Here is an 18,073-nt window from a genome sequence, read left to right as displayed (position 1 = left end):
GTTATAAGCGAGCCAATTCGCCCCACCATAACCACGCCGACCCGAGGCCGACCGAAAGGAGGCCGAAGTGGGAGGCGTGGTATAGGTGGGGTGAATAGAATTGGCGAGCAATACTATAGGGAGGAACCGACCCTCGCCGGTCGGTTCCGTAAGGTCATTTAATGAAGAAACCGTTTGATATATTATCAGCATTACAATTATGTTCCGTCCGAGCGTAAGCGAGGACTGGACGCCTCGAACGAAGTGAGAGGCCATACTATAGACCTAACAATAATAGCTTTGTCAAGGCCGAGGAACAGGGGCTTGTCCCCTGTTCCGAGTTTATGGATTTGAAAATATTTTATTGTAAGATTCGAGGAATGGGGGCTTGTCCCCCATTCCGAGTTCAGGGTTTTAGGAATAGATGACTTGTGGTCAAATTAAAGAACCGACCGTTCAATAGCCGGTTCAAAGTAAGACACCAAATAAACATTAATTAAGTTACATGCATTATGTTCCGTCCGAGCGTAAGCGAGGACTGGACGCCTTGAGCGTAAGCGAAAGGCCATACTATAGACCTAACAATATTGGCCATGTCAGGTTCCGAGGAATGGGGGCTTGTCCCCCATTCCGAGTTTGTAGTTTGGCATAGATAAGTTTGTCAAATTTAAGAACCGACCCTTTAGCGGTCGGTTCGAGGTTTATGAAACTTGGAAACTTAATACATCGGGCATTGGCATTCGTGGGTAATTAAAGGGGGGCTTGTCCCCCCTTAATTAGGCATTAAGGGTTTCAATGCACGTTGTCCCCCACAAATTTATCAAAGAGTGATTCAATGAAAATCTAGCTCCAGTGAAAAGTAACAAACACCATCATAGCTAAATCCTAGTCCTATTAAATCCCATATCTTTTAATATCTTATTATATTCTTCACGAGTTGTAAAAGAAGGTGCATCCTCATCTCCAGTACTTCCAGTTGAGCCAGTCTCACCTGTATCTCCATCATTCCCAGGTTTGCGACCGCCTGGTGCTGAGCCGTCATTACTAGCTTCAATTTTAATTCTTCTCTCAGCCAGCTTTTCCATCAGCTCCATATCAACATCACCAGATAATAGCTTATCAATAATTTCTTTATCCTGCTGATTCTCATTATAATTAAAGTTGTACTTTGCCTCGTACTCTTTAATCTTTCTTTCATTCTCAGCTTTTCGCAGTTCAGATAATTCTTTTAGAATATCATCTTTACTATCTATAAATTCTTTATTCTCTTCAATAGCTTTTTTAATCTCATCGTACTTTTTAGATTCTTCTTTTAGATTATTAATTTCATCCTGAAGCTTTCCGATTTCCGCATCCTTGCCTTGCAGCTTTTCCAATAGTAAAGTAGTTGCAACGTTTGCATCTTTACTAGGTTGAGGCTGTGGTTGTGGCTGCGGAGCAGGTGCCGGATTTCCACCATCACCAGTTGCGCCGGTATCTCCAGTTATTTCAGAATTCAGTAAAGTTATTTTTCTAGGGTTTTTAGTTACTCCAACATCAATTAAGCTCATAGTATCAATTCCAAATGAATCTCCGTTGTCTTTTAGAAGGACATCAACTTTAGGAGATAATCCTTTCCCTTCCATGTCCAGTTCATCTGGAACTTCAAGGAATAGCTTTCCGTCTTCATATTCAATATTATTTCCAATTCCAACATAGATCTTATCATGCTCAGAAGTCAAAGGAATCCCGCCACGATAATTTTCAGCTATAAGTTTTAGATCATCTTCGCTCCATATTACAGGTTTGTCCAACCTTTCATCCAGGTCAGAATAATCGTATGATCCCACTTCAAAAAGTTCATGTCTCATAATAATCACACTTTATTATATTATTTATTATTAACTTTATTATTTTATTTATATAAATATTTATTAAACTTCAACACCACTATCAGATAAAATTCTTTCACCGACCGGCTGTTCCTCTTCAAAGTTACTTAAATAGTTCTCATAGAGCTCATCACCATCGGCAGAGAGTTCCATTAGATATTTAATAACATCATCCCGTGAATAGCTAAAGTAAACATTATAAGAATCTTTAATACCCATTAATTCCATTTGCCTATTCAATAAGTTATTACAATACTTTAACACCCACTTCTGGTCGTTGGCCACATTAACAATAAACCCTGTAATAGCTGAATCGTTAATGTACTCGGCCACATTCTGATTAGACTTCTCATTACCCGCTTGAGATTGCGGGGTCACGAAAGTTCTTAAAATATTATTCCTGAAGATTTCAGTTTGCCTTGTATAGTCTGACTGGTAGTTATTACCCCCAAGTATTTTAGATTCAATTCCTGGAGGAACAATAGCTACATTACTTGCAGCCGTAGTTCCATAATCAGCATATAAGTTTTCTTTAGCGGTGGCTGAAAGCTCAGTGATGTATGGCTGGCCGTTTGCATCCATTGCAGGTTTAACTTCAATAATATTATCCTTATTAATACGCTCGACCTGATTGCGCTCCAAGTTGCATTTGTGATAAATATCATCAAGGCAATTTAAAATTATACTTTGCGCCTCGCAGTAGATTTCATTGTACATGAAGTTAATTACTTCCTCCGGCTCATACTGTACCGTTAATGTTCCCTCCTCCACGCTCACAAAATTTGCGAACTCCTCAGGAGATCCTGCAACAACATCTTCAGGCATCTTATGCAAGTATAGCTGCACTTCATTATCATCATTAAATTCTTTCTTAAGGCCGTAACCCCGTGCGCCGATTTCAAGAAATACCGGTTTAACATATTTGCCTATATCCTTATCCCATCGCTCGACTGGTTTGATTAGGCCCTCACCATCAACCATTCCACCCTGCAGAATATTTTTCGCAACTTGGCTAATGTCGATTTTACGTGCCCATAGGATGAGAGTTAGTTTCTGTTCCTGGGTGAGCTTCTCATCCTTATCCACCAGGACCATATTAACATTGGCCTTATCAATTCTATTTTTCAAAATACCTGAAGTATAACCGTCAAGTTTAACAGCATATCTTGCATTAGATATAGTCTTATTAATTACAGGAGGAAGTGCATCAATTAAATCAAGACCAGTGTTGATTCCATCTGTTCTAGGCTGCCTTTCATCCTCACCCCAATAGCTGCGCTTTGTATTGTACTGTTCTACACGGTTATTCAATAATCTAGTTTTTATAAAATCAGTAACGCCCATTTTACCTTAGTCCAATATTTTTCTAATATCAAATTCATCTTCTTTAATTAGACAATAACATCTTACTAGGATGTCAATTATCAATAAACTAACTACAGCATTAATTAAAATCAATCCAACCATTATACCTACTAATTCATACATTACCAATCACCTGCGGAGTTTTCCAGTAAAGAATTATTTTTCCAGTAAAAAAGTTTTCACTTGAAATATACCTTATTATATTTTTTATTATATTATTTATATAAAATTAGTAATAAAACTAATGTGATTTAGTTTATATTAATAAAAAAGTTTTATGTAATTAAATACAAACATTAATAACAATATATTAATACAATAGAATGTGGTATTTTGAGTAATAAAAGTAACAACCAAGGCAGAGCATTTGAATTCATAACATTAATCACTTTAGAAAAAGAAATTAGTAAAATTAGAGAAGCCTCTATTGAAAAAAACAGTAGTTATGAAGCTACTAAACGTGCTTGGGAAAGTATAGATAAAGATCTTCAGTTAGATTTAGAAAAAGCAGCTGAAGCCGCAGTTGAGTCTATTTTTGATTTAGAACCTATGATTTTAGAAGATGGTACTGATAAACTTGAGTTATTAATACAACAAGATAGTCAAGGTGAAAAAGGTGATGTTCGTGACATACTCATTGTTAGAAGAAATGTCCAATGGGAAATTGGTTTAAGTATGAAACATAATCATTTTGCAGTAAAACATAGTAGACTCTCAAAGACTATTGATTTTGGAAAAAAATGGTTTAGCATTCCATGTTCACAACAATACTGGGATGAAGTTAATCCACTTTTTGATTATTTAGCAAAAGAAAAAACTAAAGGGACTAAATGGCGTGAATTGCCTGATAAAGAGAATGACGTTTACGTTCCATTATTGAATTCTTTTAAAGATGAAGTTGAAAGAAGTTATGAATCAAATCAAGAAGTACCAAAACGAATGGTTGAATATTTATTAGGAGAATATGACTTCTATAAAGTTGTTAGTGTGGATGCAAGAAAAATAACACAAATTTTTACTTTTAATTTAAGAGGAACTTTAAATCAAGCAACTAAAACTACGCAACCAGAAACATCAATACCTGTAGCCAAATTACCTACAAGAATAATAAAAATTGATTTTAAACCAAATAAGAAAAATACTATTGAAATGTTTATGGATGAAGGATGGCAATTTAGTTTTAGAATACATAATGCATCTTCAAAAGTAGAACCAAGTTTGAAATTTGATGTTCAAATTGTTGGAATGCCGACAACTATCATTACAATAAATTGTATGTGGAAATAATTAAGGAAGAGGTAATAAAATGAAAATAGCATCGTTTTTTTCAGGAGCAGGAGGATTAGATTTAGGTTTTGAAAATGCAGGGTTCGATATTGTTTTTGCTAATGATAATTGGAAAGGATGTTGGAAAACTTACGAAAAAAACCATGGATTAAAAATTGACAGGAGATCAATTGAAGATATTAAAGGTGAGGATATTCCAGACGTTGTAGGATTTATAGGTGGACCTCCATGTCAAAGTTGGTCTTTAGCAGGGGCAATGAAAGGAATTAATGATTCACGAGGGCAATTATTATATGATTATGTTAGATTAATTGAAGCTAAAAAACCTAAATTCTTTTTAGCAGAAAATGTTCCAGGCATGGTTTGTAAAACACATTTACCCGAATTTGAAAAATTCAAAGAAGCTCTAAAAGATATTGGATATAATGTTTCATTTAAAGTATTGAATGCTAATGATTATGAAGTTCCACAAGATAGAAAAAGAGTAATATTAGTTGGGTTACATGAAAGTTTAAATAAAGAATTTGAATTCCCAGAACCAATTACACCTAAATTAACTCTCAAAGATGCAATATGGGATTTACCTGAACCATTACCAGCATATGGAAAAAATAAAGCAAATCCATTTGATGAATTAGATATTCCAAATCATGAATATATGACTGGTGATTTTTCAACAATGTATATGTCTAGAAATAGAGTTAGAAAATGGGATGAACCTTCTTTTACAATTCAAGCTGGAGGCAGACATACACCTTGCCATCCTCAAGCAAATACTATGATTAAAGTTGATAAAGATAAAAGAATTTTTGATCCAGAATCTCCAAAACCATATCGTAGATTATCTGTAAGAGAATGTGCTAGAATACAAACATTTCCGGATGATTTTATTTTTTATTATACAAATATTAATGATGGATATAAAATGATAGGAAATGCAGTACCTGTCAAATTAGCTGAAAACATTGCTATGGAAATTAAAAAAGTTATTCAGAAATAATTAATTATAATGTTCAAATGTAATTGCAATTCTGTTGCAATTAATTGCAATTCTAAAAAAAAGAAAAATAAGTGAAGATTATAAACTTACTCTGAGTTAATGTCAGCGTATAGTTGGTTTACATCTTCCATACTCATTTCATAATGAGCTAAATTAATTAAAACAAATCTGAAGATTTCTTTATTCTTACTGCTGAGTTCCTGCAGGTCAGTAATATCAAAATCATCCATATAGTACAATACCATTTCTTTGAAGAGGTCTAAAGGTAAAATATTTCTTCTGAGTTCTTCCTCTTCATTATCAGCATTATCACTAGGTCTTGTTGGAACTTCTTTATCTTTCAATCTTGATCTGATTGATGCAGTCAGTTCATTAACCTTATCCATTGCATCGTGCAATTCTAAAATTTCAGTATCCAATACGTTCCTGTTTTGCTCGATTGCAATTTGGCATCCTAACTCATAAAGTTCCCTGTTAGTTAGACCAGATAATTCCTTAGCTTTATCTGCTTTGGCCTTATCAGCTTTGATATGGAAATCAACTTTAGGTCTCATGATTCCCTCTCCCAGAAAAAGCTTTTAACTCCATAACATGTAATAGCTACGGGTGTCCTATCCTTAGAATCTTCCATTATCCCATTGGAAGATATTTCATTAAAACTTTCCATGTATAACACTTCCTGATTCACTCTTGAATTGGAAATGCGAAAAAAATAATTTGTGTGTAATACACTATTTTATATAAAAGTTTAAATATAATTAAATTCTAAAATTATAATTAAGTTTAAACTTATAGATTATGAAATGATTGCCGTCATTTCATTATCTTACTCTATTGCTATTTTTTTACACATTTTCAATATAATTTTTAATCTAATGTTGTTTGATTACTGTCTCTTTTTAAACCCTCTCTTATATATTTCATAATAAGATCAACTTCTTTTGTCTGAGTTTTCTTGGCATGAACTTCAAATTCGATAGCCAGCTCAGTTGGTATCCTAAATGTTTTTTGCTTAGTATCAACCATTAGTTATCACTCACTATTTTATATAAATTAATTTTTAGATTTCATACTATATAAATTGATGTCAAATTACATACATATTTTTTTGTTTTATTTTATTTATGTTATAATATTTTATTATATTATTGTACTATTATATTTTTTTACAGTTGTATTTTTACATTTGTAAATTTATAAAAAATTGATTATATCGATTTTTTCGCGGGATGATTTTTTGCACGACAGAGTGAATTGTTGCACAGGAAACAGTCCATCCGACAGTCCATAAAATGGACTGCAGTCCATACATCCATCCATATGGACTACCCAAAAAAATGTGTACCCCCCGAAAATTGCGTAGATTCTGGAAAGATAACAATGTTATATGTGCTCGACTATATTCGCAGGCAGCAAAAATTTCAAAATTCTGGAAAAAACAGTCCATCATGCAGTCCATAAACAGTCCATTGTATAGTCCATAATTAGTCCATCGATATGGACACCCTAAAAAAAGAAGCCCGAATATGGCTCTGATTAAAATCGCACAGGGGGTATACTTGATTTGGTATAGTCCATCAGTCCATACATCCATCCACAAGTCCATTTGCAGTCCATAGTTAAGTCCATCCATAGACCAGTCCACGAACAGTCCATCAACTAGTCCATACTTTGTCCATTAATAAGTCCATAGTATAGTCCATAATATATCCATAGATATGTCCATAGTTAGTCCATAAGCAGTCCATAGTATAGTCCATCAAGTCCATTAAGTAGTCCATAGTTAGTCCATAGACCAGTCCATAATATGTCCATATGGGTATCCATCAAATCCATAATACAGTCCATACATTAACATTAACGTTTAATATCCACATTAACGATAGCTATTTAGGTTGAATACCATCTATCGACATCAACTCTTTTTGTTTGAACTTCAGAAACCAGTTTCTCATATCCACCGGTAAAGGCCACAACACAATCATCGTGAATGGCCTCATTAGGATATGCGGTGATTTTCTCTAAAAATTCCATAGCCCATTTTTTAGTGAACCCTGTTCTATCCTTTCCAACCAGGAAAATTCCATTAAGTTGGATGTCAGCTGAAACTCTTCTGGCCCTGTCAACTTTATTCTCACGTGAGTTACCAGTGCCTGTGGTGAATCCTCTTCTGTTTAATTCATCAATAACTAACAGACCGAAATTCTTTCCAGTGCTTCCGTCAATTTCTACATACTGCACATCTGACTTGTCACGTGCAGCAGTGTTAATGATTTCATTAATTAGGTTTCTAGATTCCAATTGAAACTCATATGAATCTAAAATATAGATATTACCGTTTAGATCTTTGGCTAGCAATACTCCTGCAGTATAATCCGGATCTGATTTTTTCATGTTGGTGTCATCCAGGACTTCAGTTGCAGCAAGATCCCAATACCTGATGACACGGATGATTGGAATTTTTAAAAACTCGTCATGAGAGATCAAGTGGAAATCTGATTCATCAAATAGCTCACCTTTAACTGAAGCATACCAGTTACCGTTCATTAACTGCTCACGCGTAACTCTATCCAAGCCCATAAGATATTCTTCATAGTCCTTGCGGTCTAAATAGATATTATCCAAATAGCTGGATGATATAAATCTTATCTGGTCTTTATCCTGAATGTCCTCATCTATCTTTTCGATGAACCTTTCACGTACCCATTTGTTCCCACGCTTACCCGGATTTGAAGATGCCATCAGTTGAGTTGGGAGTTTATTGTCTTTAGTTTTTCGCACACGTGAACGCATATAAATATATTTAAAGCGCTCCAGCTGCGTTAACTCGTCAATGCCAATGAATTGATATTCAGAACCTTGATAAGTATCGAGGTCGTTAATGTTACGCAAATAACCAAATGTTAAGGAGTTCCCGTTTGGAAATGTCCATGAATGTTCAGTACCATCCCACTTCGGGCGAATAGCTGGGTCTCTTTGAATTTCTTTCCTGTTAAGCCATTGATTAGCTTTATGAATCAATGCACCTTTTCTTTTTAAATCAGATAATGTTCTTCTTAAAATTAGAGCATGATATTCATTAACATCATCCTGTACATAAAATAAGGCACGCATTAATAGGCTTGTGGATTTACTGCCTCCAGCAGCACCTCCAATTAAAACCTCCTTTTCTGTGGCCAGTATCATCTCAGCCTGTTTGACAAAAGGTTTGAATGGTATATATGGATTCTCATATACACATTTTTGAAGAATAGCTTTATCTCTTGCACCTAAATAGAATTCATTGTTCTCGTTGTACATTATTATCATCTATTTGTTTTGCAAGGACTTCTATTTCATTCATAATGTCTTTTTGTGAGATTTCAATTTTTTTGTCTTCCAGTTCAAGGACACGGTTTTTAAATAGCCTATCCATCTCATCTTTGAATAATTTATTTTTAGCTTCAAATGCTTTAACAGATAATTCTAAATACCTAACTTTTAATTCGGCTAGATCAAGTAAGTATCTGGGCAAACTCTTTTCATTTGCTAAGTGTCTTATCTCATGATCAATTTTTGAAAAGTCAATTTCAATACCTACAGCATTTTTAGTTATGCGATCTAAATTTTCAAGACCGGTTTTAATGTCAGTTACCTGTTGTTGTAGTATGGTGTCAATAGCTACGTCAATATTATCAGAATGGATTTCATTATCAGTTATTTGGCTTTGAGCAATAGCACGATTGGTTAATGATTTTTTATCACTAGCTTTTGGGTTTTTATCTCTATCAGATAAATTATATTTCTTTTTAAATCTTGAGAATGTTGCCCTGCTTACTTCAAATTCGTGTTCTTCTGCAAGCCATCGCCTGATGTTTTCATCTGTAGCTCCAGATGTTTTCATAGCTATTATTTCATCAATTAAAGTTTCTAAGAAATCGTTTTTTGTTAGTTTTAGTTTAGCTTTGAATTTTCTATAAGTATTGTTGGGTACATCTTTTCCATATCTAGTTTTCAGTAATTCTCGGACCTCATTGTTACTCATCCCTTTTTTGCAGCAGTTTATTATTTCCTGCTCATGAGTTTCAAGAAAGAATATTACATCAGAATTTTTTCGGCCCATAGGAGAATCCTCCTATAAGTCTTTTAATTCTTTTTCAAGTTGGTTTTTTCTTTCTTTAACTAGCATGTATTCTATTCTTTTCAGTATCTTATCTAATTCCTTATTCTCATCTAAAGATTTCATAGTTTCTTCAGCTACGCCCAATGCTATTAATTTAGCTCCAAGTTCATATGAAAATTTATGAGTGTATTCGGAATCTTTGACTACTCTTTTCAGGCAAGTATCGACTCTTGCACTGACATTACTTTTCCTTATTGTCATAAATACAGATATGTTATTTATTGCTTTTATTATGGTGTAATGTATATAAAATTTTATTATCTAAAAAATAGTGAAATAATAATGGTGTATTATTATTCCTAAATAATGAATTGTCGTGTTACGGGTAACTTGGATATTATTGATTGAGCTTGATTAGAATATTTCAATCTTTAATATACTTATACTCTTATAAAATAGCTTTAATCATCAAGTTCGTCTAACTCTTTTTGTAAATCATGAATTTGCATTTCTTTATAGATTCTTTCAAATTTACCAATTTCAATAAGATATGCGCCAACTTCAAGTGCATCCCTATAGGTATAGTTAGAATTTTTGATAATTTCTTTTTTATCTTCATCCATATAGGATGATGTATTATTAATATTTGCCATATTTTCACTCTGCCGTATTATATGTAATACATTATATTAATTTATTATTTCTACTATATAAAATAGTATATTTTTCATAAACAATGTTCTAACAATTTATAATTAACTTATGCTATTATTTTTAAATCAAGTTTAATGGAGTTTAATTAATTGTTACAATACTTTGCATATTTATACACAATATTAATTCTTTTAAAGGTATCTAATTCCGTTTTAAATTGTATATATAAATTTGTTCGTAGTTAATAAAATAAAAATAATATAGAAATAGCATAATATTTAATCCGTAATTGATATAGATAAACATGTTAGAAGACACTGATACCTCGACATACATTGATGCTTTTACCTATGTCAAACGTAGTAAAAATCGTCAGAAAGTAATTACAATAATTGGACTCTCCAGGAATAAAACTCCTTCAGAGATTACAGAAGAAATGGATGCAAGATTCAGCTTAACATCCAGAGTACTATCTGATTTGCGTAAAAAAAATATTGTTAAATGTTTGGACCCTGAAGCTAAAACTGGAAGGGTGTATTATCTAACCGAACTTGGGTTAGAAATTTATAAAGATTTAGAATAGACAATATTGCTGTTAAATTTTAATTTTGTTATTAAATGAAATAAACTGACAATAATGTCGTGATTAAAAACTATTTTTCAAATAAGTGTAAGGTTTAAAATAATCAACGTTAATGTTGAAATAATTAATAGCTACTTTTTTTCCCTTTGATTTAATGATATGACATTAACATTAACGGCCGGGTTTTCGGATTTGAATTTAGATTTCCAACTGCGATATATATGAAAGGGTTTCAGAAAAGGAGTTTTGAATAGCTGAACCCAACCGTTAATGTTAAAGTGGATACTATGTTTCCATTAACATACGGTTGATAATTCGATGACTATTTTTTTAGATTTGATTTACTTGGGCAACATTAACATTAACGATGGCGTTTCAGGATTTGGATTTGGTTTTTGCACTGCGATATATATGCAAGGGTTTCAGATATTGGGTTTTGATTATTTAATAACTGATGTTAATGTTAATCTCTATGTATACACAAATTATAATAATATATTAAATATATATTTATAAACACAGTTTAGATTTTTTTAAGTTAATAAACGGGAGAAAGTATTATGAATAGAAAAATTTTAGCAATACTTGTTGTTCTAATAGCTATCTGTTCTACAACTTCAGTATTTGCTGCTGATTTAAGTGATACACAAGATTTCGATGGTTTATTTAAGATGAATGTAGCTAATGATGACAATTTTACTCAAGTAAATAGTCCTATATTAAAAGCAAGCAATTTTTATAAAAATGCCAATGATACAATTTTTGTATTGGTTTATGACCTGGATATTTCAGCTACAGTAAAGGAAATGTCAAATGGCAACCTTACAATAATAAATAGTGCTGTGTATAATGATACTGGAGTAATTAATGAAGGTGATTTATACATATTTAACTCAACAGAAGACATGTCTAAAGATGTTGGATCTTACAATATCACTTCATTTGTAGGAATTAATAAAGATAAAGGCAGTCCTTTGGCAGTAGTTGTTTGTGGAAGCGATGCTAATTTACTAAAAGAGTATGCAAATACAATAACATTTGATTAGGTAAGTATTATTTACTTATATAATCATTTTTAATGGTGGTTGCCGATGTTTGTCCGTAAGTTAAGTTATTTATCTCCAAATGAATGTTATAAAAAAGTGGAACTTGATATATATGAAAATAAATCAGTAAACTTGATTCATGTTAAAAATAAAGGATATTCCTTATTTACTTCTGATAAAATAGGTGACATGTTTTTAATTAAAACTAATTTATTACCTTCTGATTTTAAGTTAGATGAGAATACTGGAGATAAAGAAGAATTTATAAATTTAGTTAAATCATTGTTAGATGACATCTATACTGGTTCTGATATTCCAGAGTACGAAAAACAACATCATGAATTTGTATTTTTAAAAATGATGGATTCATTTAACAAAGATTCTTGTGAAAATGTTGATGTCACTTCTGAATTGCATAAAACTATTGAAAAGGGATTCATGCAATTAGAAATGAGTATTATTATGGAATCCACCAAAGATCCATCCGGAGGCGCTGGGAAAAATATTGATTTAAATGGAATTGCAGATTCATTCAATTCATTTAAAACTAGCTATTTTGGTAAAAAGGATTAATGTAGGTGATTTAATGAAATGTGAAAATTGCGGTGCTGAATTAGAAGAAGATACTCAATTTTGTTCTAACTGTGGAAGCACTGTTAAGAAAAATAATAAAAACAATAAAGATTCTTTAAAAAATAATATTTCATTAGGAAACTTTAATTTTAGCTTGAAATCAATTATTATCATTATTGTCGCACTTATTATATTAATTGGAGTATTTTCAATGCTTATGGGCAATGGTAATGATGTAACTGTTAATGGCATTAGTTTTCATCTTCCTGATGGATATAATAAAGTTGAAGAAATAACTCTTGATGAAGGAGTTAAAGGGGAAGGTTTTAGTTATTCTAATGATGCAGATCATGAATTTACTAAAATTGAAGTTCGTGATGTTGATATGAAGGATATTAATGATTTAAAAATTAATTTCCCTGCGACAAAACAATCTGTAACAATCGATGGGAAAGAAGGTATATTAGCTTTAGATTCCTCTTCAAGAAACCACTTCTATTATTTAGAAGGGGATAAATTGGTTTGTATTAACGCTCCTTTTGTAGAAATTGTTACTGGAAAGAGTAATGAAGACGTTATTAGTGATATTATTAAATGAGGTGAAAAAATGGATGAAGATATTGCAGGTAATATAGAAATATTTCCTATCGCTGTTGGTGCAGTTATATCAATAATTTTTGTTATAATTTGTATGCTTGGCGGAGGCAGTATTGTAAGTTATTTAGGATTGGTATTAGCTACAGCAGTTGCTGGATTTTTATGTAAAAACACAACTGTATATGCTATTATTTATGGTGCTTTAATTGGAATAATTGCTAGTTTATTTATTGGATTACTATATGGAAATTTCTCAATATTCATTTTAAATATTATATTAGGATTATTTGGAGCATTTGTAGGTAAATTTATCCAATCTAAAGTAGTATAAACTTTGTTGTTAAATTTTTAACAACTTCTTTTTTTTATTTTATTAAGTGATTCTGCATTTGCTCTATTGAATTATTAATGTTAAAATTATAATAGTTACTTTTTTTCTTTTAATTTACTTAAATGGACATTAACATTAACGGCCACGATTTCTCAAATCAATCTTTTTTCCCCTGTGATATATATGAAAGGGTTTCAGAAAGTTAGTTTCGAATATCAAATGGCCGATGTTAATGTTGTTATGGAAATTCGCTTGCTATTTCATGGTACTTGTCACTAACAATAGCTACAAAGTCTGTTATCTCACCAGTGACTTCTAAAGTATCTATATCTACTTCCTTGAGATAACATATACTGTTAATGTCTTCAGGGTCATCTGTTTCTGCAATACTATACCATCCCATTATCATTAATGGTTTATCTTTTGGGAATTTTTTTAATTCTTCAATCGCTTGTCCGCAATTCATTCTATCACCTCTAACTTGAATATAAATCTGTAAATATCCATGATGGATCATATGCTATAAGGTATCCATCTTCACACCAGATGGATCTAACATTACCTGAAGTTGTATCTGCTACTGCTGCAGGGTCACGGTTGATCCAGTTTCCTGAAGTATGTTTCTTATGTCTCAGCCTTAATCTGATATGGCCAGTACCACTGACACGACATTTAACGTGGACAAACTGTACATCGTAGCCTAAGCTTTTGGCAATGCGGTAATATACTTGTCCCCAGTCTACACAGTTGGAACCTTTACCTTTACTGCCGTCATTGATTGTTTGTTTATCTGTTTTTTGTGAATCGAAGTATTTGCTATATAATTTTTTATTTGCTATAATAGCTAAGGCCTCATCAATGGTATTGCCTTTGAAGTTGAATATCTTGATAAAGAAATTCATTGTAGTGTCTTTATAATCCGGTAATGTTGATTTCCTATATACTATTGCAGGTAATCTTCCATTGGCCTTGATGTATGCTTCTGTTCTTATGGCCATATCTACATATTCGGCTTTATCTATCTGAAGGCCGTTCTTTAATGTTACATAGTTTGGAAGGAAGTCCAATGACTTGTTATCCTTAATGGCCGCCATTGTATACATTGCCACTAGCTTATTGGTTCCTAATTTCTTTGCTTTCTTTTCAATATCGGCACAGCTACCTTTCAGTTTGAGTATCTGGTAGTAATCCCGTTTCTTATATTTCTTTTTGTTCTGGAGCAGCCAGTACGCAATGGAGTTCATGCCCTGGCAAAAGTAAGTCCAGCTAATACTATTACTTGACATATTATTTAATTTATATATTCAAGTATTATAATTTTTATATAATGTGTCCGTTTTGTGTAGTACATTATTTTATTATGCTGAATGTTAGTTTTTGTATTAGTTGGTCTATATGTTCTGACCATTTTTGCTATTGCAATTCTGTTGCAATTCCAGATGCAACTATTGCAATTTTGTTGCAACTCTATTGCAATCCAATTGCAACTCCCAAAATTTTCACCATGAAATCCGGAATCAGAGTTGCAATTATTGCAATTATTTTATTGTTAGTTTGTTCAATATTTTTTAATATTTTATAATAAAATTGAACACTATAAAATTTAAGAAAGTTAAATTTAACGTCAAAGAGAAATTGCAATTTTGTTGCAATTTTCCATACATGAATTGCAATTTTGTTGCAATTTATTGCAATTTTGAAAATCCGAAAATGGGGAAATTGCAATTTTGACCTCATTTTCCTTGCACTTCCAGTTAAGGATTCGGGTGTTGCAATAGTTGCAATTTGTAATTATTACACATATGTATATAAATTCTTGTAGTATATGGCGAGTGGGCGGAACAGCTACCGGCATATCAGTATGTCCATAATCTATGTTCTGGGGAAGGTTTGGTGGCATACCAAGGAAATGTATGTAATATAGTATAAGTATTACAATACTTACACCTTCCTGCAAGCAAACAGCATACCTTGAAAAATAAAGATCGTCGTTTATTTTTTTTCAAAAAACTGAAAATTAAACAGTTTTCAACATTTGTTCAAAAGTTGCAATTCCGAAAAGTGAGTTGCAATTCCAATTGCAATAGTTGAAATCCAGTTGCAATTGAGTTGCAATAAAATTGCAATTTGTTGCAATAGCTATAAAATATAGTTGTGATAAAACTATGTATGTTAAGGATTTGGAGTGAAAGTGATGGATGAAAAAACTCTTGAAAAAAAAGATTATTCCATTGGCCAGGAATTCGAAGTTAAGAAAAATACTGCCAATGCAAATAGGATAGGATTCAGCAATACTATTTTTGGAGTTGGAGAAAAAGTCTATGTTATATCTGAAAAGGAACGTGATAGCTTAATCCAACAATTAAACCAAAGAGATGAATACAGGGATAGAATCAAAGAACTTGAAGCTGACATTAACGATGAGGATTTGAAAGGTGAACTTCAGGAAAAGGATGCAATGATTGCAAATCTAAAAGCAAGAGTTGATAATCTTGGAAAGGAACTTGAAGAATCTAAAGCTCAGCCTAAAGTCTATGATAAGGATGAAGTGGAAGAATTAAAAGAAAAAATTAAAGTTGCTAAAGGTCAAGAAGAGTATTGGCATAATGCTTATAATAATCTGATAGATTCATCAGATGGTCTTGCAGCTAGAAATGAAGAGTTGATCAAAGAAAATGAAAAGCTGAAAACTACCAATGATAATATCAACCATACTAATCAGCTGCTGAATAATAATTTAATGAGTGTAAATCAAAACTATAAAGAATCAAAAGCTGAACTCCAAGCCGATTTTGATGCAAAAGAAAAAGACTTAAAAGAAACTATTGAAAAACAACAAGCACATATAGATGAATTAATGGAGAAAGTGCAATCTCTTGCTATTCTTAAAGATTATATTTCCCCTAAGGAACATTACGCTGCACTTGAGGAATTAAAAGACAAAATCAAAGAAGTTGAAAAGGAACTCGACAAGGCCAAAGCTGAAGTTGACCTGAAACTTGCAACACAAAAATCTGAAATTGATATTAAGCACACTGAAGAAAAAGCACAAATGCTATTAGCTTATAGTCAAGAATTGAATGCTCATAAATTGAAATATAATGAACTTGCAAAAGACTATAATCATTTACTTGGAGATGCAAGCTCATTATCAAGAATAAATACATTATTCTCTGGAAGACATAAGACAATTGTTAAAGATAAAGAACCTGTGGAACTTGAAGAGATAGAGGTGGAAAAAGAACCAACAGAAACAATTGAATATGTCCCCAAAGATGAAATAACTTTAATTTAACATTAACGATAGCTATTCCTCATCTTCAATTGAATCTAGAATTTCATCCATCAATTTAGAAGCGTTAATGTTATTTTCCTCACCTAGTTCATATTCGATAACAGAGCCAACTATGTTATCCAGGGATCTGTCCTGAATAGCTGAGATGACTCTTAATTTTTTGTGGGTATCTGGATCTACTTTAACATTAATTCTTTTTCTTGGATTTCCTTTTTTCAATAGCTTGTCATTAAGATCGTATGTTGTATTATCAATGTCAAGTCTTTGCAGCCAATCAAAGCCGTCTTCAAATTCATCAGCATTCTCAAATGCGTCCTTTACATATTCAACAACATCCAATCCAGCAACTTTGTTTTCTATAATTTCTGTAGCTATTTTCTCTAATGTGGTGTCTTTTGCTGTTGCAATTATTTTTAACTTCTTATGAGTGTTTGGAAATAGTTTAACTGTTATTTGCTTTTTATGAGTCTTTGTTTCGTTTATGAAATCTTCTTTGACTTGTTTCATTTCCATTTCTCTTTGGACATGTTTCTCTATCATGTTATTTCCTCCTGTGAATTATTTACTATACTTAAACTAAAATGTATTTACATATTTAGTGTACTTGCATATAATTATATTGTTGGCAGTATATAAAGTTTATGTTATTGGTAAAATAAGCTGTCCATCTCTGATGGACAGGTTGCGACGAGCAATGCGAGTCGCAATAGGTATATACTGAAAAATTAGGTATTGGCTGGGTTAAAGTGACATTAACATTAACGATTGATATTTCGTTACTGGAAAAATAATTCTCTTACTAGAACTAATATTCTATGTTTTTGATAAGATATTTTTAATGCATCTTCAATAGCTATTGGATTTAATGATATTACATTAACATTAACGGAAGGGGTATTGGATTTGAATTTAGATTTTAACCCCCGATATATATGCAAGGGTTTTAAAAAGTAAGTTTCCACTGGCTATTGGCCGCCGTTAATGTCACGGTTATGGATCCACTCACGATGTTTGCCAATGGCCACACGGACAATAACGTCAATGAGATCAAGTTCATCATTCTGTTTGAAATAGTATTGTGCAGGTCCTTCCAGCATCTGTCTTAAATCATAGAATGGTTTTGGTTTAACAGCTTCAGGATGCATTAGGCCGTAGCTCTTCAATAGCTTGATGTTTTCTGTTTCGTATTTCTCTAATTTGGATTTATTGACTTTGGTTGCTACTGTCTTTTCTTTCTTGTCGAATAGCTTAGCTATTTGGGATGAATCAATTAATATGCTGGATTCAATTAACAGTAATGTTATTTCTTTACCTTTGACTGTTAATGTTGTTACATACGAATTTTTATTATCTAAAAATAATTTCATTTTATAGCCTCTGATATATATTT

21 protein-coding genes are annotated in these 18,073 nt (G+C 32.2%); 8 read left to right on the top strand and 13 right to left on the bottom strand.

Translation table 11 applies throughout. The annotated features are described in order from the left end of the window. Nucleotides 1–857: 857 nt before the first annotated feature. The 3 genes from ACJMLH_RS08635 to ACJMLH_RS08625 all read right to left on the bottom strand — a co-directional run bounded on the left by ACJMLH_RS08635 (nt 858) and on the right by ACJMLH_RS08625 (nt 3,338). Nucleotides 858–1,829 carry a hypothetical protein gene (locus ACJMLH_RS08635; protein WP_405276736.1) on the bottom strand — a complete coding sequence of 324 codons (972 nt, stop codon included), beginning with the start codon at nt 1,827–1,829 and terminating at the stop codon, nt 858–860. 63 nt (nt 1,830–1,892) lie between these two features. Further along, a complete protein-coding gene (locus tag ACJMLH_RS08630; RefSeq protein WP_405276734.1) occupies nt 1,893–3,194 on the bottom strand; it encodes a hypothetical protein in 1,302 nt (433 codons plus the stop codon). A gap of 6 nt (nt 3,195–3,200) precedes the next feature. Next, nucleotides 3,201–3,338 carry a hypothetical protein gene (locus tag ACJMLH_RS08625; RefSeq protein WP_405276732.1) on the bottom strand — a complete coding sequence of 46 codons (138 nt, stop codon included), beginning with the start codon at nt 3,336–3,338 and terminating at the stop codon, nt 3,201–3,203. Between the two features lie 210 nt (nt 3,339–3,548). Between ACJMLH_RS08625 and ACJMLH_RS08620 the strand changes: the two genes are divergently transcribed. Beyond that, nucleotides 3,549–4,502 (top strand): HaeIII family restriction endonuclease, encoded by a 954-nt coding sequence (locus ACJMLH_RS08620; RefSeq protein WP_405276730.1) that lies wholly within the window; start codon nt 3,549–3,551, stop codon nt 4,500–4,502. Nucleotides 4,503–4,521: 19 nt separating this feature from the next. Continuing rightward, the gene (locus ACJMLH_RS08615) at nt 4,522–5,502 is read left to right on the top strand and encodes a DNA cytosine methyltransferase (protein ID WP_405276728.1); all 981 of its coding nucleotides are present in this window, start codon (nt 4,522–4,524) and stop codon (nt 5,500–5,502) included. A gap of 86 nt (nt 5,503–5,588) precedes the next feature. On the opposite strand, the gene ACJMLH_RS08610 is transcribed toward ACJMLH_RS08615, so the two are convergent. The 6 genes from ACJMLH_RS08610 to ACJMLH_RS08585 all read right to left on the bottom strand — a co-directional run bounded on the left by ACJMLH_RS08610 (nt 5,589) and on the right by ACJMLH_RS08585 (nt 10,257). Next, on the bottom strand, nt 5,589–6,056 hold the full coding sequence (locus ACJMLH_RS08610; protein WP_405276726.1) for a hypothetical protein: 468 nt from the start codon (nt 6,054–6,056) through the stop codon (nt 5,589–5,591). Nucleotides 6,057–6,369: 313 nt separating this feature from the next. Then, the gene (locus ACJMLH_RS08605) at nt 6,370–6,528 is read right to left on the bottom strand and encodes a hypothetical protein (protein WP_405276724.1); all 159 of its coding nucleotides are present in this window, start codon (nt 6,526–6,528) and stop codon (nt 6,370–6,372) included. A gap of 864 nt (nt 6,529–7,392) precedes the next feature. After that, nucleotides 7,393–8,802, bottom strand: a complete 1,410-nt coding sequence (locus tag ACJMLH_RS08600; RefSeq protein ID WP_405276722.1) for a phage terminase large subunit — start codon at nt 8,800–8,802, stop codon at nt 7,393–7,395. Beyond that, on the bottom strand, nt 8,783–9,604 hold the full coding sequence (locus ACJMLH_RS08595; RefSeq protein ID WP_405276720.1) for a hypothetical protein: 822 nt from the start codon (nt 9,602–9,604) through the stop codon (nt 8,783–8,785). Before ACJMLH_RS08595 ends, ACJMLH_RS08600 begins: the two co-directional genes overlap by 20 nt. A gap of 12 nt (nt 9,605–9,616) precedes the next feature. Then, nucleotides 9,617–9,865 (bottom strand): hypothetical protein, encoded by a 249-nt coding sequence (locus tag ACJMLH_RS08590; protein WP_405276718.1) that lies wholly within the window; start codon nt 9,863–9,865, stop codon nt 9,617–9,619. A gap of 200 nt (nt 9,866–10,065) precedes the next feature. Next, on the bottom strand, nt 10,066–10,257 hold the full coding sequence (locus ACJMLH_RS08585) for a hypothetical protein (RefSeq protein WP_405276716.1): 192 nt from the start codon (nt 10,255–10,257) through the stop codon (nt 10,066–10,068). Between the two features lie 305 nt (nt 10,258–10,562). Here ACJMLH_RS08585 and ACJMLH_RS08580 point away from each other — a divergent pair, with 305 nt between their 5' ends. The 5 genes from ACJMLH_RS08580 (at nt 10,563) to ACJMLH_RS08560 (ending at nt 13,388) form a co-directional block, all read left to right on the top strand. After that, nucleotides 10,563–10,841: a MarR family transcriptional regulator gene (locus tag ACJMLH_RS08580; protein ID WP_288268505.1), complete on the top strand. Its 279-nt coding sequence runs from the start codon at nt 10,563–10,565 to the stop codon at nt 10,839–10,841. Nucleotides 10,842–11,401: 560 nt separating this feature from the next. Further along, nucleotides 11,402–11,887 carry a hypothetical protein gene (locus ACJMLH_RS08575; RefSeq protein WP_405276714.1) on the top strand — a complete coding sequence of 162 codons (486 nt, stop codon included), beginning with the start codon at nt 11,402–11,404 and terminating at the stop codon, nt 11,885–11,887. A gap of 45 nt (nt 11,888–11,932) precedes the next feature. After that, nucleotides 11,933–12,460 carry a hypothetical protein gene (locus ACJMLH_RS08570; protein WP_405276712.1) on the top strand — a complete coding sequence of 176 codons (528 nt, stop codon included), beginning with the start codon at nt 11,933–11,935 and terminating at the stop codon, nt 12,458–12,460. Next, entirely contained in the window at nt 12,402–13,058 is a 657-nt protein-coding gene (locus tag ACJMLH_RS08565) for a zinc ribbon domain-containing protein (RefSeq protein WP_405276710.1), read from the top strand. The genes ACJMLH_RS08570 and ACJMLH_RS08565 overlap by 59 nt, the downstream gene beginning before the upstream one ends. Before the next feature lie 9 nt (nt 13,059–13,067). Continuing rightward, nucleotides 13,068–13,388, top strand: coding sequence for a hypothetical protein (locus ACJMLH_RS08560; protein ID WP_405276708.1), 321 nt, complete (start codon nt 13,068–13,070; stop codon nt 13,386–13,388). A gap of 238 nt (nt 13,389–13,626) precedes the next feature. On the opposite strand, the gene ACJMLH_RS08555 is transcribed toward ACJMLH_RS08560, so the two are convergent. Together ACJMLH_RS08555 and ACJMLH_RS08550 are read right to left on the bottom strand one after the other, a co-directional pair. Next, nucleotides 13,627–13,854: a hypothetical protein gene (locus ACJMLH_RS08555; RefSeq protein WP_405276706.1), complete on the bottom strand. Its 228-nt coding sequence runs from the start codon at nt 13,852–13,854 to the stop codon at nt 13,627–13,629. Between the two features lie 10 nt (nt 13,855–13,864). Continuing rightward, nucleotides 13,865–14,674: a hypothetical protein gene (locus ACJMLH_RS08550; RefSeq protein WP_405276704.1), complete on the bottom strand. Its 810-nt coding sequence runs from the start codon at nt 14,672–14,674 to the stop codon at nt 13,865–13,867. Between the two features lie 908 nt (nt 14,675–15,582). On the opposite strand from ACJMLH_RS08550, the gene ACJMLH_RS08545 reads away from it, so the two are divergent. Further along, nucleotides 15,583–16,683: a hypothetical protein gene (locus tag ACJMLH_RS08545; protein ID WP_405276702.1), complete on the top strand. Its 1,101-nt coding sequence runs from the start codon at nt 15,583–15,585 to the stop codon at nt 16,681–16,683. A 12-nt stretch (nt 16,684–16,695) separates the two neighbouring features. On the opposite strand, the gene ACJMLH_RS08540 is transcribed toward ACJMLH_RS08545, so the two are convergent. Further along, entirely contained in the window at nt 16,696–17,223 is a 528-nt protein-coding gene (locus ACJMLH_RS08540) for a hypothetical protein (protein ID WP_405276700.1), read from the bottom strand. A gap of 425 nt (nt 17,224–17,648) precedes the next feature. Beyond that, nucleotides 17,649–18,050 carry a hypothetical protein gene (locus ACJMLH_RS08535; RefSeq protein WP_405276698.1) on the bottom strand — a complete coding sequence of 134 codons (402 nt, stop codon included), beginning with the start codon at nt 18,048–18,050 and terminating at the stop codon, nt 17,649–17,651. Nucleotides 18,051–18,073: the final 23 nt, after the last annotated feature.

Origin of the sequence: Methanobrevibacter sp., from assembly GCF_045116495.1 — an archaeon.
In the GTDB taxonomy this organism is placed as follows: Archaea; Methanobacteriota; Methanobacteria; order Methanobacteriales; family Methanobacteriaceae; genus Methanocatella.
The sequence above is the reverse complement of the archived record's forward strand: the minus strand, read 5'-3'. Positions and strand labels throughout refer to the sequence as shown.

What these genes read in the sequence shown, in the direction of transcription:
- ACJMLH_RS08550 (WP_405276704.1), bottom strand. Translation starts at nt 14,674, where the DNA reads ATGTCAAGTAATAGTATTAGCTGGACTTACTTTTGCCAGGGCATGAAC.
- ACJMLH_RS08590 (WP_405276718.1), bottom strand. Translation starts at nt 9,865, where the DNA reads ATGACAATAAGGAAAAGTAATGTCAGTGCAAGAGTCGATACTTGCCTG.
- ACJMLH_RS08580 (WP_288268505.1), top strand. Translation starts at nt 10,563, where the DNA reads ATGTTAGAAGACACTGATACCTCGACATACATTGATGCTTTTACCTAT.
- ACJMLH_RS08575 (WP_405276714.1), top strand. Translation starts at nt 11,402, where the DNA reads ATGAATAGAAAAATTTTAGCAATACTTGTTGTTCTAATAGCTATCTGT.
- ACJMLH_RS08635 (WP_405276736.1), bottom strand. Translation starts at nt 1,829, where the DNA reads ATGAGACATGAACTTTTTGAAGTGGGATCATACGATTATTCTGACCTG.
- ACJMLH_RS08540 (WP_405276700.1), bottom strand. Translation starts at nt 17,223, where the DNA reads ATGATAGAGAAACATGTCCAAAGAGAAATGGAAATGAAACAAGTCAAA.
- ACJMLH_RS08595 (WP_405276720.1), bottom strand. Translation starts at nt 9,604, where the DNA reads ATGGGCCGAAAAAATTCTGATGTAATATTCTTTCTTGAAACTCATGAG.
- ACJMLH_RS08535 (WP_405276698.1), bottom strand. Translation starts at nt 18,050, where the DNA reads ATGAAATTATTTTTAGATAATAAAAATTCGTATGTAACAACATTAACA.
- ACJMLH_RS08555 (WP_405276706.1), bottom strand. Translation starts at nt 13,854, where the DNA reads ATGAATTGCGGACAAGCGATTGAAGAATTAAAAAAATTCCCAAAAGAT.
- ACJMLH_RS08560 (WP_405276708.1), top strand. Translation starts at nt 13,068, where the DNA reads ATGGATGAAGATATTGCAGGTAATATAGAAATATTTCCTATCGCTGTT.
- ACJMLH_RS08625 (WP_405276732.1), bottom strand. Translation starts at nt 3,338, where the DNA reads ATGTATGAATTAGTAGGTATAATGGTTGGATTGATTTTAATTAATGCT.
- ACJMLH_RS08600 (WP_405276722.1), bottom strand. Translation starts at nt 8,802, where the DNA reads ATGTACAACGAGAACAATGAATTCTATTTAGGTGCAAGAGATAAAGCT.
- ACJMLH_RS08545 (WP_405276702.1), top strand. Translation starts at nt 15,583, where the DNA reads ATGGATGAAAAAACTCTTGAAAAAAAAGATTATTCCATTGGCCAGGAA.
- ACJMLH_RS08630 (WP_405276734.1), bottom strand. Translation starts at nt 3,194, where the DNA reads ATGGGCGTTACTGATTTTATAAAAACTAGATTATTGAATAACCGTGTA.
- ACJMLH_RS08565 (WP_405276710.1), top strand. Translation starts at nt 12,402, where the DNA reads ATGGAATTGCAGATTCATTCAATTCATTTAAAACTAGCTATTTTGGTA.
- ACJMLH_RS08610 (WP_405276726.1), bottom strand. Translation starts at nt 6,056, where the DNA reads ATGAGACCTAAAGTTGATTTCCATATCAAAGCTGATAAGGCCAAAGCA.
- ACJMLH_RS08615 (WP_405276728.1), top strand. Translation starts at nt 4,522, where the DNA reads ATGAAAATAGCATCGTTTTTTTCAGGAGCAGGAGGATTAGATTTAGGT.
- ACJMLH_RS08585 (WP_405276716.1), bottom strand. Translation starts at nt 10,257, where the DNA reads ATGGCAAATATTAATAATACATCATCCTATATGGATGAAGATAAAAAA.
- ACJMLH_RS08605 (WP_405276724.1), bottom strand. Translation starts at nt 6,528, where the DNA reads ATGGTTGATACTAAGCAAAAAACATTTAGGATACCAACTGAGCTGGCT.
- ACJMLH_RS08570 (WP_405276712.1), top strand. Translation starts at nt 11,933, where the DNA reads ATGTTTGTCCGTAAGTTAAGTTATTTATCTCCAAATGAATGTTATAAA.